Origin of the sequence: Lysobacter enzymogenes (assembly GCF_017355525.1) — a bacterium.
GTDB lineage: Bacteria > Pseudomonadota > Gammaproteobacteria > Xanthomonadales > Xanthomonadaceae > Lysobacter > Lysobacter enzymogenes_C.
In genome coordinates, this window is record NZ_CP067395.1 from 4,206,811 (window position 1) to 4,219,941 (window position 13,131).

A 13,131-nucleotide genomic window follows, 5' to 3' on the forward strand; every position below is an offset into this window, starting at 1 on the left:
GTCGGAATCCGCCGGCGCGGCCCGCCGAACCGGCGCGACCGCACCGGAGCCGCATTCAGCGTTGGCAGTGCCCGCACCAGACCGTGGTGCGCTGGCCGATGCTGGCCTGCTTCAGCGGCCGCCCGCAGCGCGGGCAGGGCTCGCCGCCGCGGCCGTAGGCGGCCAGTTCCTGCTCGAAATAGCCGGGCGCGCCGTCGGGGCTGATGAAGTCGCGCAAGGTGGTGCCGCCGCGCTGGATCGCATAGCCGAGGATCGCCTTGATCGCGCCGGCCAGCTCGGCGTAGCGCTCGCGCGAGACCTTGCCGGCCGCGCGCAACGGCGACACGCCGGCGGCGAACAGCGCTTCGGCGGCGTAGATGTTGCCGACGCCGACCACGACTTTCTGATCCATCAAAAACGTTTTCACCGGCGCCTTGCGGCCGCGGCTGAGCTGGAACAGGTAGTCGCCGTCGAACGCGTCCGACAGCGGCTCCGGGCCGAGATCGCGCAGCAACTCGTGGGTGTCGCCGGGCGCCTGCCACAGCAGGCAGCCGAACCGGCGCGGGTCGTTGAAGCGCAGCACGCGGTCGTCGTCGAGCAGCAGGTCGACGTGGTCGTGATCGCGCACCGGCGTGTCGGCGGGCAGCACGCGCAGGCTGCCGGACATGCCCAGGTGCAGCACGGCGCTGCCGGCGGCGGTGTCGATCAGCAGGTACTTGGCGCGCCGGCGCACGGCGTCGATGCGCTGGCCGGGCAGGGTCTCCTCGATCGCCGCCGGGATCGGCCAGCGCAGGTCCGGGCGGCGCAGGATCGCGGTGACGACGTGACGGCCTTCCAAGTGCGGCGCGAGGCCGCGCCGGGTGGTTTCGACTTCAGGTAATTCAGGCATGGGGCCAGCGTACTATCCCGCTCGGGCCGGCGCTCGCGGCGTCGGCACGAACTGTACGCATCCATGCGCCGCAGGGAGTCCGGTCATGCCGCAGGCCGCCGTCGAAGCCGACGCCGAGGGAGTCGAGTCCGCCGCGCAACCAGGCGCGCGGCGCGCCGCCGGCGCCGCGCGCCGGCCGCGCAGCCGCGGCGGCAGTGCGCCGCCGTCGCCGCCCGCGCGCGCCGAGCCGCTGCCCGTCGTGGACGAATCCGAACCCGAGCCGGCGCCGCGCCCGCCCGGCCAGCGCCTGCGCGCGCATGCGACCCGCGAGATCGACCAGGCCCTGGACGCGCTCGGCTGGGGCGGCAACCGCCTGCACGCCGGCGTGCATCTGGCGCGCAAGTGCCTGCGTCGCGCCCGCGCGACCCTGGCACTGGGCGGCGACGCGCTCGGGCCGGGCCGCGACTGGGTCGACCGCGCGATCCGCGACCTCAATCGCGACCTGTCGTCGCTGCGCGACGCCCACGCCCTGGTCGAAACCCTGGACCGATTGCTGCGCGGCACGCTCGCGCCCGAAGCGCGGCCGTTGCTGGCGCGCGCGCGCCGCGCCGCCGCCGCCGCGCGCGCCCAGGCCGCGCACGCGGCGCGCGCCGACGATCCCGGCCTGGGCCGCCGCCGCGCGCTGCTGCGGGTGCTGCGCGCGGCGCTGCGCGCGCTGCCGTGGAAGCAATTGCAGCCGGAGCACTGGCGCGGCGCGGTCGCCGCCGGCCTGGCCCGGGTCGAGCGCGCCGGCGAGCGCGCCCGCGCCAGCGGCGGCGACGAGGACTGGCACGAATGGCGCCGCCGCGCGCGCCGGCTGTCGCAGCAGCAGCGCGCGCTGAAAAGCGCGGGGCTCGGCGCGGACGCGCCGACGTTCGACAAGCACCAGATCGAGCGGCTGGGCGAGGCGCAGGACCTGACCTTGCTGCTGGAGCATTGCGGCAAGGGCTCGCCGTTCGCGAAGCTCGAGCGCGGGGCGGTCAAGGCGTTCGCGCGGGCGGAGCTGGAGCGGGCGCGGGAGCGGATCCAGGGGTAGGGATAGGCGGGTCGCGCCGCCGGCGAGGTGGCGCGGTCGCGGCTCGCGCCGCTCCTGCAGGGGGCGGTTCCGACTGTAGGAGTGGCGCGAGCCGCGACCGCGAACCCACGCCGCCCGGCGCCATCCCCGCCCCTGAACGCCCCCGCCGGGCCTGAACCGCCCCGTCCTGCCCGCTCCCCGCCGCCTTGCCCGTTCGAACTCACAACCCCATCACAACCATCGGCCGGCCATACCGGCGCGAACGGTGGAGCCGTAATGGCATCATCGGCTATACAACTGTCCTTTAATTGCCCGCCACCCCCAGGCGCCGTCCGCCGCCGCCGCTCCCGGAGTTCGCAATGCCCGCGTCCCTGATCGATTTCCTCGCCGGAGGCCTGGTCCAGGCCAGCTTCTGGGAATTGGTCGTCTACTTCCTGGTGGTGACCCAGCTCACCATCCTGTCGGTCACCTTGTACCTGCACCGCTCGATGGCGCACCGCTCGGTCGACTTCCATCCGGTGCTGGCGCATTTCTTCCGTTTCTGGACCTGGCTGACCACCTCGATGATCACCAAGGAGTGGGCGGCGATCCATCGCAAGCACCACGCCAAGTGCGAGACCGAGGACGACCCGCACAGCCCGCAGTTCAAGGGCATCGACACGGTGATGTGGCGCGGCGTGGAGCTCTACCGCCAGGCCCGCAGCGAGCGCGAGGACATCGAGAAGTACGGCAAGGGCTGCCCGGACGACTGGATCGAACGCAAGCTCTACACCCCGTGGGCGACCTTCGGCCCGGTGCTGTTGCTGCTGTCGAGCTTCGCCCTGTTCGGCTTCGCCGGCGTGGCGATCTGGGCGCTGCAGATGGTGTGGATCCCGTTCTGGGCCGCCGGCGTGGTCAACGGCCTGGGCCACTGGTGGGGCTACCGCAATTTCGAAACCACCGACACCGCGACCAACCTGACCCCGTGGGGCTTCTGGATCGGCGGCGAAGAACTGCACAACAACCACCACGCGTTCCCGAGCTCGGCCAAGTTCGCCCTGCGCAAGTGGGAGTTCGACATCGGCTGGACCGCGATCCGCGGCCTCGCCGCGCTGCGCCTGGCCAAGGTGCTGCGGGTCGCGCCGACCCTGGACGTGCGCCCGAACATCGCCATGCCCGACGGCGAAACCCTGAAGGCGCTGCTGGCGATCCGCTTCCAGGCGATGACCGATTTCTACCGCAACGTGACCCTGCCGACCCTGCGCGAAGACGCCGGCGACCGCATGCGCGCGTTGCCGCGGCGGCTGCGCAAGGGCCTGGCCGACGGCGGCCGCTGGCTCGACGACGGCGCCCGCACGCGCTTGCAGAACTGGGTCGCCGAGCGTCCGCGCATGGCCCAGCTGGCCGATTTCCGCCAGCGCCTGGCGCAGGTGCTGGACGACCGCTCGCACGACGCCCAGGCCACGCTGCAGCGCCTGCACGCCTGGTGCGTGGAGGCCGAAGCCAGCGGCATCCAGTCGCTGCAGGCGTTCTCGGCGCGGCTCAAGGGCTACGCGCTGGCGCCGGCGCGCTACTGACCGCCGCGGCGCCCGCGCCGCCGCCCAGGAATCCGACGACCCGCGCTCCGGCGCGGGTTTTCTTTTGTACGACGCGCGCCGAAGCGCGAGTGAGACGGCGGTGGTTTCGCCGATTGCGCGGCCCGGCGCGCGCGCGTAGCGTCGCCGGGCAAGGATTCCGGCGCCGCCGTCCGGCCGCGCCGCACACGGAGGTGGCCCGTGCCCGGCCCAATCGCCTGCCCGACCGACGCTTGCGCCCGCGCCTTGGTCGCGCGCGCCGCGTCCACGCGCCCGCCGCCGTCCCGGTTCGCGTTCAAGGACGAACCGCCCATCCGCGACCGCGACTGCGCGCCACGGAGCGGCGCCGGCGAGCGCATGCGTAAGGAGAGAGCACGATGAAATCGTTCCGTACCCGACGCTTCAAGGCGCTGGCTCTGGCGGCGCTGTTCGCCGCCGGCATCGGCTTCGGCGCGGCCCAGGCCGATACCAAGTACGCCGAGGGCTGCGCGCCCAAGTCCGGCTGCCAGTTCGGCGGCACCCGCTTCGCCTGCTGCCAGGACGACAGCTGACGCGTCCGCGCGGCCGGCGCGCGCGCCGGCCGCGCACTTGCCCGCCGCGCCCGCGCACGGCAGGCTGCGCGCATCCCCCGCCGCGGAGCGCGCATGCGCCGTCTGCTTATCTTCGCGTTGATCCCGTGGCTGTGCGCGGTCGTGCCGGCCGCGGCGCAGGAAGTGACCTCGACCGGCGACTACCTCTCGCGCATGGACGCCGACCGCGACGGCCGGGTCTCGCTGAGCGAATACCAGGACTGGCTCAGCTACGCCTTCGATGCGATGGACGCCAACCGCGACGGCGTGCTCGACGCCGCCGAACAACCCGCCAGCGGCCGCGGCGCGCGCGCGCCGCTGACCCGCGAGCAGCACCGCAAGACCCTGGCCGAACGCTTCGCGCGGCAGGACCGCAACCACGACGGCTACCTCGACGCGCGCGAGCTGGCGTCGCCGCCGCAATGACCGCGTGGTTGCGCGCCCCCTGTAGGAGCGGCGCGAGCCGCGACCGCGGGGCAGCCGATCGCGTCGCGCATGCGGTTTCGCGCTCGCCGCTCGCGCCGTTCCCGCAGGGAGCCATCGAAGCCGCGATGCGCGATGCATCCCACCGCAACCGCCAGCCGCGTCGCAACGCCCGCATTGCGCAATTGCCGCGCGCGCGAGCGTCGTGGTAACTAGTCGCGATGGATTACGCACTGCCCCAGGGCGAACTCGACACCCTGTTCGCCGGACCGCAATCGGTCACCTCCGAGCAACGCCGCGACCTGGTCGCCCTCATCCTCGAACGCTTGCGCGAGCGCTACGGCGAACGCCTGCTGGCGGTGGCGCTGTACGGCTCCACCGCGCGCGACAGCGACGGCCCGTATTCGGACGTGGAGCTGTGGGCGGTGCTCGACGACGCCGCGTTCGGCGCGGACTTCGACGAATCGCTGGAATGGGTGCACGGCCGCGGCAAGGCCGAGGTCAACCTGATGTCGCGCAGCGCGGTGGAAGCGTTCGCGCGCGAAGTCGACGAGGCCTGGCCGATCAGCCACGGCCAGTTCGTGTATTCGCGCGCGCTGTGGATCGCGCCGGATCACGGCGCGCTGTTCGAGACCTTGCGTTCGCTGGCCGCGCATCCGGACGACGCCGAAGTCGAACGGGCGATGGCCGAGATCGTGGTCGGCGAGCTGTACGAGCTGATCGGCAAGCTGCGCAACCGCTACGCGCGCAAGCCGCTGGCGCTGCTGGCCGGCGAGTTCGCCGTGCACGTGGCCTGCCTGGCCGGGCTGGCCGAGCGCCATCTGTACGCCAGCGCCGGCACGATGTTCGACGAAGCCGCCGATCTGCCGGGGCCGGACGGCGCGGTCGAGCTGTACCGGCTGGTGGCGAAGGGCGAGCTCGGCGACGAAGCGCGCCTGGTCGCGACGCTGGAGCGGGTGTGGGCCGGCCTGGAAGCCTGGGTGGGCGAGGTGGCGCTGACCGAGGCCGTGCGCCGGCGTTGCGTGGCGGGCGAGCGCTGAGCATCACGGCGTCGCCGTGAACGCAGCTTTCGTGGGAGGGCCTTCAGGCCCGACGCTTTGCGCTCCGGCCGCCGTGGATGCCGAGACGAGTGGACAGCTTCCGCCGTAGGCGCACTGTCGCGGTCGCGGCTTGCGCCGCTCCTACAGTCGGATTCGGAACCGGCGACGCGCCCATCCATCGGCACTGTGCCGCCGACGCGGCCGCGCACACCATCGCCGAACCCCATCCGCGCTAACCTCGCCGATCATGCCGCCCCTGTTTCACCCTTGGCTGCGCGAAGCCCGACTCGCCGCCCTGCGCGGCGGCGGTTGGAAGCGCGGGCGCCGCCTCGTCGTCGCGTTGGCGCTGGCGGCCGCCGTCGGCTTGGCCTTGCGCGCCGCGGGCGGCGAAGCGGCGGCGTTGCCGGAGGCGTTGCCGCGCTTGCTCGCGCAGTTGCCGCTGCCGTTCGTGCTGCTCGCGCTGGCGCTGTCGTACGCCAGCGCGCGTGCGCGGCTGGCCGGGCTCGACGAGCGTCTGCGCCACGGCTGGTGGGCGGCCGCGCCGATCGAACCGGCGCGGACCACGCGCACCTTGGTGTTGCTGGCGACGCTCGGCGCGGCCGCGGCCTTGTCGGTGGCGGCGTTGCTGCTGGCCGCGTTCGGCGGCGACGGCGAGCGCGTGCGCACTGCGTTCTTCGTTCTCGCCGCCGGGCTGGTGCCGGGCACCGCCTTGGGCCTGTTCGCCGCGCTGCGCCAGCGCCGCCGTCCCGCGCAGCGCCTGCGCGAAGGCGCGCGCGAGCCGATGTTCGGCCTGCGCTGGCTCGACGACGCGCGCCTGCCGCACCTGAGCGACTGGCAGCGGCGCGAAGCGCTGCTGCGTTGGCGCCGCGGCGGCCACGCCTGGATGATCGGCGCGGTGCTGATGGCCTTGCCCGGTTCGACCGCGCTCGCGTCCGGCGCCGGCGTGTTGCTGATCGCCACCGCGCTGGCTTGGTTCAGCCTGTTGGCGCAGGCCTGCGCCGCGGCCAGCGTCGCCGCCGGCCGCGCGCTGGCGGCGACGCCGCTGGCGCGGAGCGGCTTGCGCCGCGCGGCCTGGCGCTATCCGACGTTCGCGTTCGTCTGCGCCTGCGCGCTGGCCGGCGTGGGCGCGGCGTTGCTCGGCGTCGGCTGGCGCGCCGCGCCGATGCTGCTCGGCGCGGCCGCGGTGTTGTGCCTGCCGGCCTGGGCCGCTTTGCGCGGCGGGCGGCGGGCATGAACGCCGCGCTGGAACTGCATGGGCTGCAGCACCGTTACGACGAACACGCGGTGCTGCACGGCATCGACCTGCAGCTGATGCCCGGCGATTTCGTCGCGCTGATCGGCCCCAACGGTTCGGGCAAGACCACCTTGCTGCACTGCCTGGCCGGCCTGCTGCGGCCGAGCGCCGGGCGGGTGCTGATCGGCGGCCGCGACCTCGCCCGCGAGCCGCTCGCGGCCAAGCGCGCGCTCGGCTTCGCGGTCGACCCGGCGCGGCTGCCGCCGCTGCTGAGCGGGCGCGAATGCCTGCGCCTGTTCGCCGGCGCGCGCGGCCTGGACGCGATTCCCGAGGCGACGCTGGCGTTGTGCGCGACCTTGTCGCTGGACGCGATGCTCGACCGCCGCATCGGCCAGTACTCGCTCGGCACCCGGCAGAAACTGGCGATCGCGCTGGGCCTGCTCGGCGAGCCGCCGCTGCTGGTGCTGGACGAACCGCTCAACGGCCTGGACCCGCTCAGCGCCTACGCGCTCAAGCGCCATCTGCAACAGCTCGCGCGCGAACGCGGCGCGGCGGTGCTGCTGGCGACGCATTCGCTGGACGTGGCCGAGCGTTTCATCACCCGTGCGGCGTTGCTGGTGGATGGGTGGCTGCGGCGGGAGTGGGCGGCGGGCGAACTCGACGCCATCCGCGCCGATCCGGCGCGGTCGCTCGAGCAGTCGATGGTGGAGGCGTTGGCGGGGTCCGGCGCCGACGCTACGGCCAGGCGCGACGGCGATTCATAGCGCGAATGCAGCGAGCCGCGGCCGCGACCGCGACGCGAACCGCGAGCACGGCCGGCCCACCTGCGCGCTCAGCGCAGCGGCGTGCTCATGCACAGCACGGCGGCGATTTCGTCGGCGCCGATGACGGCCCGCAGTTCGGCATTGACCTCGGCGGTCGCGCCGGTGAACAGATGGAAGTCCAGGTCGTGGCGGAAGGCGCTGGTTCTCGCTGCGGACCAGCCCGGGAGCGTGGTGTCGATAATGGCGAAATTCACCGCGCTGGATGCATCGTGCTGCACGAGTTCGGTTTCGAGCGCGGCGAGGGAAGTCGCGGCCAGCTCGAACAAGCCGTATCGGTATTTGCCACGTTCGTTCAGAAAGCGTGCCGCGACCTGCGCGTCTGCAATGAAGACCCGGCGCCAGCCGGTGAGCTGCGACGATTCGGCGGCGGCGAACAGTGGGTGGGCCATGCGATGCGTCCTGTTGGCGGCGTTGCGGGGACGCTAGGCGAGAGGCGCGGAGGCGTCAAATCTCGGTGCGTCCGTGGCGGCCGGCGACGCTGCGGCGTCGGCTCGTCGGTCGTGCTGCAAGCGCGCCATACAGGGGCCGATCCCTGGCGAGGCACGGTGGTTGCAGCAGTCGATAGCAATCGCGTCGGACGGCGCTTCGTGGTGGCGCAGTCCGGCTGTAGGAGCGACGCGAGTCGCGACCGCGACCTCGCGCTGACGGCGCAAGCGGGCGATCCCGCGGTCGCGACTCGCGTCGCTCCTACACGGGGATCGCGCGGCGATGCAGTCAGCCGAGCCCGCGTTCGAGTTCTTCGCGCCGGCGTTGCAGACCCGCGTAGTAGCGATCCGCGCGCACGTGCATCGCCATCGCCGCGGCGCCCATGACCAGGCCGAGCGCGCCGGCCGGCCAGCCGGCGGCGACGCCGGCGAACGCCGCCAGGGCGAACGCGCCGAGGCTGTAGACGGCGCAGAACGCCAGCGCCAGACGCGCGGCCAGCAGGCGATGGCGCGCGTACAGCACGCGCCGGTGGCGCAGCGCCCACTGCGCGTAGCCGCACCAGCCCAGGTTGATAGCCAGCAGCACCGCGAAAGCGGCCTGGGTGCGCGCCGGCAGCGCCGGTTCGGTCAGCCACAGCGCGGCCAGCGCGACGCTGGCGCCGGCGCCGAGCAACAGCAGCGCGACATGGGCCCAGCGCGCGCCGGGAGTCAGTTCGCGTTCGAGCAGGTCGCGCAGCGCCGCGGGCACGGCCTCGGTGGGCAGCGGGGTCGGTCGGTTCATTGCGGTTCTCCTTTGCGGTCGAGTTGGCGGCGCAGCAGCGCGCGGGCGCGGAACAAGCGCGACTTGACCGTGCCCAGCGGGCGTTCGATCACCTGCGCGATCTCCTCCAGCGACAGTCCTTGCAGGTAATGCAGGCTCAGCGCTTCTTGCTCGGGCGGCGGCAGGCGGTCGATGTGGCGCTGCAGATGCAGCAGATCGAGCGCACGTTCGGGTTCGGCCGCGTCCTGCGCGAGCGTGTCCGGGTCGAGATCGGCCTCGGCGGTTGGTTCGGCGTAGCGGCCGCGCAGCCGGTCCATGCCGGCGCGGCGGGCGATGCCGAACAGCCACGGCCGCAGCCGCGCCGGTTCGCGCAGGCCGGCGATGCCGCGCAGCACCCGCAGCCAGGTGTCCTGGACGATCTCGTCGGCGCCGTCGTCGTCCCCGCACAGGCGCCGGGCGTAGCCGCGCAGCGGGCCGTGCCAGCGCGCGATCAGCGCGTCGAAGGCGGCGCGTTCGCCGAGCTGGCAGCCCAGGGCCAGCCACTCGTCGTAGTGCGGATCGTCGGGGGGCAAGGGCATGGCGGCGGCAGCGATGGGTTCCTACCTGTAGTCGCGGCGGCGGCGAAAAGGTTCGCGCCGGTTCGGGTCGGCCGCAACGGACGGTGCCCGTCGCAACCGCCGGCATCCGTTGCGGCCGGCGCCGGCCGCAACCGCCAGCGCCGGCACGCCGCGGCGCGCGCACGCCTGCTACCATGCCGCCCGTTCGCAGAAGAGAGGCGCCGGCCATGGCCGCCGCCCGCCGAAGGCGCAGGCTCCCATAATCGCTCAGGCCCGGTTCGCAGAACCCAATTCGCCGAAACCGACCACTGCAACGACATCGCCGATCTGGAGAGAGGCCGCATCGACGGCCCACCGAAGGGGCAAGCAGCCGCGGGCGCACGCGTCCGGGCCGCGCAAACTCTCAGGTAAAAGGACAGCGGGAGCGGCGCCGCGGCCAAGGTTGCGGAAACCGATGCGCATCGCTGCGCGCGCCTTGGCGCGCGCGGTCCCGCCGTCCGCCTGCGTCCGTTCGCGACGCGGCGCCTGCGCGCATCCGTCTCCGCTGCCGCCGCGGTCCCCCGACCGTTGCCGGAGACCTCCCGTGTTGCTGCAGATCATCTACCTCATCGCCATCAGCGCCGAAGCCATGACCGGCGCGCTCGCCGCCGGCCGCCGGCGCATGGACCTGTTCGGCGTGGTCATCATCGCCTGCGTGACCGCGCTCGGCGGCGGCTCGCTGCGCGACATCGTGCTCGGTCACTATCCGCTGGGCTGGGTGCGCCATCCCGAGTACCTGGGCTACACCGTCGGCGCCGCGTTCGCGGCGACGTTCCTGGCCAAGAAGCTGCACTATCTGCGCCGCACCTTTCTGTGGCTCGACGCGCTGGGCCTGATCGCTTTCACCCTGATCGGCTGCGCGGTGGCGCGCGAAGGCGGGCATGCGCCGGTCATCGTGGTGATCGCCGGCATGCTCACCGGCGCGTTCGGCGGCGTGCTGCGCGACGTGCTGTGCAACGAGATTCCGCTGGTGTTCCAGCGCGAGCTGTACGCGGTGATCTCGCTGTTGACCGGCATCGCCTACCTGTTGCTGCTGCGCCTGGGCGTGGTCGAGAACGTCGCGGTGCTGGCATGCCTGGCCGGCGGCTTCGCGTTTCGGTTGCTGGCGATCCGCTACGAGTGGGAGATGCCGAAGTTCGTCTACCAGTGAGCGCTAATCGGCCAGCGCCTGGGCCACGCGCTCGCGCAACGCCGGCACCAGTTCGCGTTCGAACCACGGATTGCGCTTGAGCCACAGATTGTTGCGCGGGCTCGGATGCGGCAGTGCGACCAAGCGCGGCCAGTGCGTGCGCCAGTCCAGCACCGCTTCGGTCAGCGAAGCCGCACCGGGCAGATGCCAGGCCTGCGCGTACTGGCCGACCGCGAGGGTCAGGCGCAGGCCGTGCAACTGCGGCAGCAGCTTCGGCAACCATGCCGGCGCGCATTCCGGCCGCGGCGGAAGGTCGCCGGATTTGCCTTTGCCGGGATAGCAGAACCCCATCGGCACGATCGCCACGCGTGCGGCGTCGTAGAAGGTCGCGCGATCCAGCCCGAGCCAGGCGCGCAGGCGCTCGCCGCTGGCGTCGTCGAACGGGATCCCCGATTCGTGCACCTTGCGCCCCGGCGCCTGCCCCGCGATCAGCAGGCGCGCGGTTGCGCTGGCCTGCAACACCGGCCGCACGCCATGCGGCAGGTGCGCGGCGCACAAGGTGCAGGCGCGGACTTCGCGCAGCAGAGTGGGGAGGGTCGGCATGGGCTTATGGTAGTTCGGACTCGGGAGTCGGGAGTTGAAGTCGAAGGATGCACGGATTCTGCTTTTGCTCGTCATCCCCGCGAAGGCGGGGATCCAGGGCTTCATCGCGACAGGGCTCTGAAGTCTCTGGATCCCCGCCTTCGCGGGGATGACGTCTTGTGGCTGGCGCAGCGGCTTGTAGCCTTTCCCGAATCCCGAATCCCGAATCCCGAATCCCGAATCCCGAATCCCGAATCCCGAATCCCGAATCCCGAATCCCGAATCCCGAATCCCCAAAAAACTACGCCGGCCCAAAGGCCGGCGCAGTCCCCAAAGCGACACCCCATCACTCGGTAATATCGCGATCCTTCGTCTCCGGCAGGAACAGCGCGCCGATCACCACCGTCAGCCCCGCCACCACCACCGGATACCACAAGCCGCTGTAGATGTTGCCCGTCGCCGCCACGATCGCGAACGCGGTGAACGGCAGGAAGCCGCCGAACCAGCCGTTGCCGATGTGGTACGGCAGCGACATCGAGGTGTAGCGGATCCGGGTCGGGAACAGTTCGACCAGCCACGCCGCGATCGGGCCGTAGACCATCGTCACCAGCAGCACCAGGAAGGTCAGCAGCCCGATCACCGCCGGCTTGTTGATCTGCGCCGGATCGGCCTTGGCCGGATAGCCGGCGGTAGCCAACGCTTCGGTCAGTTGCTTGCCGAAGGCTTCCGACTGGGCCTTGAACGCGGCGCTGTCCAACGCTTCGCCTTCGAAGCTGTTGAGCGTGGTGCCGCCGATGCTGACCGTGGCCAGGCTGCCGGCCGGGCCGGCCGCGTTCTGGTACGGAATGCCCTTCTTCGCCAGCGCCGACTTGATCACGTCGCAGGACTGCTTGAACGCGGCCTTGCCGACCGGATCGAACTGGAACGCGCAGCGCGCCGGATCGGCGGTGACGGTGACCGGCGAGGCGGCGACCGCGGCTTCCAGCGCCGGGTTGACGTTGTGGGTGAGCGCCTTGAACACCGGGAAGTAAGTGACCACCGCGATCAGGCAGCCGCCGAGCACGATCACCTTGCGGCCGATCTTGTCCGACAGCCAGCCGAAGAAGATGAAACCGCCGGTGGCCAACGCCAATGCGATGGCGATGAAGATGTCGGCCTGGTTGGGGTCCATGCCGAGCGTCTTGGTCAGGAAGAACAGCGAGTAGAACTGTCCGCCGTACCACACCACCGCCTGGCCCGCGGTCGCGCCGAGCAGGGCCAGCAGCGCGATCTTGCCGTTCTTGGAGAAGAAGCTCTCGGTGATCGGCGCCTTCGAGGTCTTGCCTTCGGCCTTCATCTGCTGGAACAGCGGCGATTCGGCCAGCTGCATGCGGATCCACACCGACACGCCGAGCAGGACCACCGACACCCAGAACGGAATGCGCCAGCCCCAGGATTCGAATTCTTCCTTGCCCAGGTAGTTGCGGCAGCTCCAGATCACCAGCAGCGACAGGAACAGGCCGATGGTGGCGGTGGTCTGGATGAAGCTGGTGTACAGGCCGCGCTTGCCGTTGGGCGCGTGCTCGGCCACGTACGTCGCCGCGCCGCCGTACTCGCCGCCCAGGGCCAGGCCCTGCAGCAGGCGCAGCACGATCAGGATGATCGGCGCGAGGATGCCGAGCGTGGCGTAGCTCGGCAGGATGCCGACCAGGAAGGTCGACACGCCCATCAGCACGATGGTGACCAGGAAGGTGTACTTGCGCCCGATCATGTCGCCCAGGCGCCCGAACACCAGCGCGCCGAACGGCCGCACCGCGAAGCCGGCGGCGAAGGCGAGCAGGGCGAAGATGAACTGGCTGGTCTCGTTGAGGCCGCCGAAGAACTGCTTGCCGATGATGACGGCGAGCGATCCGTACAGATAGAAGTCGTACCACTCGAACACGGTGCCGAGGCTGGAAGCGAAGATCACCTTGCGGTGGTCCTTGGTGAGCGGCGCCGAATGCGCGCCGGCGGTCGTGCTGGACATGAGCTGTTCCCCCGAACAGTGGATGGAAGCGGGCCGCGGCCCGCCGGGGCGTTTTTCTTCGGTGCTGCCGCGGCGTCGTGCCCGCCGCGT

At 71.9% G+C, this 13,131-nt stretch carries 14 protein-coding genes, 1 pseudogene and 1 riboswitch; of the genes and pseudogenes, 8 read left to right on the forward strand and 7 right to left on the reverse strand.

Features of this window, described 5'->3' with window-relative positions:
- Positions 1-55: 55 nt before the first annotated feature.
- A complete protein-coding gene (gene mutM, locus JHW38_RS17780) occupies positions 56-868 on the reverse strand; it encodes a bifunctional DNA-formamidopyrimidine glycosylase/DNA-(apurinic or apyrimidinic site) lyase (RefSeq protein ID WP_207522650.1) in 813 nt (270 codons plus the stop codon).
- A gap of 85 nt (positions 869-953) precedes the next feature.
- On the opposite strand from mutM, the gene JHW38_RS17785 reads away from it, so the two are divergent.
- The 5 genes from JHW38_RS17785 to JHW38_RS17805 all read left to right on the forward strand — a co-directional run bounded on the left by JHW38_RS17785 (position 954) and on the right by JHW38_RS17805 (position 5,486).
- Positions 954-1,922, forward strand: coding sequence for a CHAD domain-containing protein (locus JHW38_RS17785; RefSeq protein ID WP_207522651.1), 969 nt, complete (start codon positions 954-956; stop codon positions 1,920-1,922).
- 338 nt (positions 1,923-2,260) lie between these two features.
- Complete coding sequence (locus tag JHW38_RS17790; RefSeq protein ID WP_207522652.1) at positions 2,261-3,457, forward strand: DesA family fatty acid desaturase; 1,197 nt, start codon at positions 2,261-2,263, stop codon at positions 3,455-3,457.
- Between the two features lie 374 nt (positions 3,458-3,831).
- Positions 3,832-4,005 (forward strand): hypothetical protein, encoded by a 174-nt coding sequence (locus JHW38_RS17795; protein ID WP_207522653.1) that lies wholly within the window; start codon positions 3,832-3,834, stop codon positions 4,003-4,005.
- A gap of 93 nt (positions 4,006-4,098) precedes the next feature.
- On the forward strand, positions 4,099-4,449 hold the full coding sequence (locus JHW38_RS17800) for a hypothetical protein (RefSeq protein ID WP_207522654.1): 351 nt from the start codon (positions 4,099-4,101) through the stop codon (positions 4,447-4,449).
- A gap of 218 nt (positions 4,450-4,667) precedes the next feature.
- Entirely contained in the window at positions 4,668-5,486 is an 819-nt protein-coding gene (locus JHW38_RS17805) for a kanamycin nucleotidyltransferase C-terminal domain-containing protein (RefSeq protein ID WP_207522655.1), read from the forward strand.
- A gap of 3 nt (positions 5,487-5,489) precedes the next feature.
- On the opposite strand, the pseudogene JHW38_RS26030 reads toward JHW38_RS17805, so the two are convergent.
- Positions 5,490-5,576 (reverse strand): annotated as a pseudogene (locus JHW38_RS26030) (DUF6053 domain-containing protein); the annotation flags it as partial.
- A 157-nt stretch (positions 5,577-5,733) separates the two neighbouring features.
- Between JHW38_RS26030 and JHW38_RS17810 the strand changes: the two are divergent.
- Positions 5,734-6,720 carry a hypothetical protein gene (locus JHW38_RS17810; protein ID WP_207522656.1) on the forward strand — a complete coding sequence of 329 codons (987 nt, stop codon included), beginning with the start codon at positions 5,734-5,736 and terminating at the stop codon, positions 6,718-6,720.
- Positions 6,717-7,484 (forward strand): ABC transporter ATP-binding protein, encoded by a 768-nt coding sequence (locus JHW38_RS17815; protein WP_207522657.1) that lies wholly within the window; start codon positions 6,717-6,719, stop codon positions 7,482-7,484. Before JHW38_RS17810 ends, JHW38_RS17815 begins: the two co-directional genes overlap by 4 nt.
- A 68-nt stretch (positions 7,485-7,552) precedes the next feature.
- Here JHW38_RS17815 and JHW38_RS17820 read toward each other — a convergent pair whose 3' ends face one another.
- The 3 genes from JHW38_RS17820 to JHW38_RS17830 form a co-directional block, all read right to left on the reverse strand.
- Entirely contained in the window at positions 7,553-7,933 is a 381-nt protein-coding gene (locus JHW38_RS17820) for a hypothetical protein (RefSeq protein WP_207522658.1), read from the reverse strand.
- A 325-nt stretch (positions 7,934-8,258) separates the two neighbouring features.
- Positions 8,259-8,750 carry a hypothetical protein gene (locus JHW38_RS17825; protein WP_207522659.1) on the reverse strand — a complete coding sequence of 164 codons (492 nt, stop codon included), beginning with the start codon at positions 8,748-8,750 and terminating at the stop codon, positions 8,259-8,261.
- Positions 8,747-9,307, reverse strand: coding sequence for an RNA polymerase sigma factor (locus tag JHW38_RS17830; RefSeq protein WP_207522660.1), 561 nt, complete (start codon positions 9,305-9,307; stop codon positions 8,747-8,749). The genes JHW38_RS17825 and JHW38_RS17830 overlap by 4 nt, the downstream gene beginning before the upstream one ends.
- A 296-nt stretch (positions 9,308-9,603) precedes the next feature.
- A riboswitch (glycine riboswitch) is annotated at positions 9,604-9,713 on the forward strand.
- 156 nt (positions 9,714-9,869) lie between these two features.
- Between JHW38_RS17830 and JHW38_RS17835 the strand changes: the two genes are divergently transcribed.
- Complete coding sequence (locus JHW38_RS17835) at positions 9,870-10,475, forward strand: trimeric intracellular cation channel family protein (protein WP_207522661.1); 606 nt, start codon at positions 9,870-9,872, stop codon at positions 10,473-10,475.
- A 3-nt stretch (positions 10,476-10,478) separates the two neighbouring features.
- Here JHW38_RS17835 and JHW38_RS17840 read toward each other — a convergent pair whose 3' ends face one another.
- Both JHW38_RS17840 and JHW38_RS17845 read right to left on the reverse strand, forming a co-directional pair.
- Complete coding sequence (locus JHW38_RS17840; protein ID WP_207522662.1) at positions 10,479-11,057, reverse strand: uracil-DNA glycosylase family protein; 579 nt, start codon at positions 11,055-11,057, stop codon at positions 10,479-10,481.
- Positions 11,058-11,382: 325 nt separating this feature from the next.
- On the reverse strand, positions 11,383-13,041 hold the full coding sequence (locus JHW38_RS17845) for an MFS transporter (protein WP_207522663.1): 1,659 nt from the start codon (positions 13,039-13,041) through the stop codon (positions 11,383-11,385).
- Between the last annotated feature and the right edge of the window lie 90 nt (positions 13,042-13,131).

Coding starts and splice junctions, on each gene's coding strand:
- mutM (WP_207522650.1), bottom strand. CDS start 868: ATGCCTGAATTACCTGAAGTCGAAACCACCCGGCGCGGCCTCGCGCCG.
- JHW38_RS17785 (WP_207522651.1), top strand. CDS start 954: ATGCCGCAGGCCGCCGTCGAAGCCGACGCCGAGGGAGTCGAGTCCGCC.
- JHW38_RS17790 (WP_207522652.1), top strand. CDS start 2,261: ATGCCCGCGTCCCTGATCGATTTCCTCGCCGGAGGCCTGGTCCAGGCC.
- JHW38_RS17795 (WP_207522653.1), top strand. CDS start 3,832: ATGAAATCGTTCCGTACCCGACGCTTCAAGGCGCTGGCTCTGGCGGCG.
- JHW38_RS17800 (WP_207522654.1), top strand. CDS start 4,099: ATGCGCCGTCTGCTTATCTTCGCGTTGATCCCGTGGCTGTGCGCGGTC.
- JHW38_RS17805 (WP_207522655.1), top strand. CDS start 4,668: ATGGATTACGCACTGCCCCAGGGCGAACTCGACACCCTGTTCGCCGGA.
- JHW38_RS17810 (WP_207522656.1), top strand. CDS start 5,734: ATGCCGCCCCTGTTTCACCCTTGGCTGCGCGAAGCCCGACTCGCCGCC.
- JHW38_RS17815 (WP_207522657.1), top strand. CDS start 6,717: ATGAACGCCGCGCTGGAACTGCATGGGCTGCAGCACCGTTACGACGAA.
- JHW38_RS17820 (WP_207522658.1), bottom strand. CDS start 7,933: ATGGCCCACCCACTGTTCGCCGCCGCCGAATCGTCGCAGCTCACCGGC.
- JHW38_RS17825 (WP_207522659.1), bottom strand. CDS start 8,750: ATGAACCGACCGACCCCGCTGCCCACCGAGGCCGTGCCCGCGGCGCTG.
- JHW38_RS17830 (WP_207522660.1), bottom strand. CDS start 9,307: ATGCCCTTGCCCCCCGACGATCCGCACTACGACGAGTGGCTGGCCCTG.
- JHW38_RS17840 (WP_207522662.1), bottom strand. CDS start 11,057: ATGCCGACCCTCCCCACTCTGCTGCGCGAAGTCCGCGCCTGCACCTTG.
- JHW38_RS17845 (WP_207522663.1), bottom strand. CDS start 13,041: ATGTCCAGCACGACCGCCGGCGCGCATTCGGCGCCGCTCACCAAGGAC.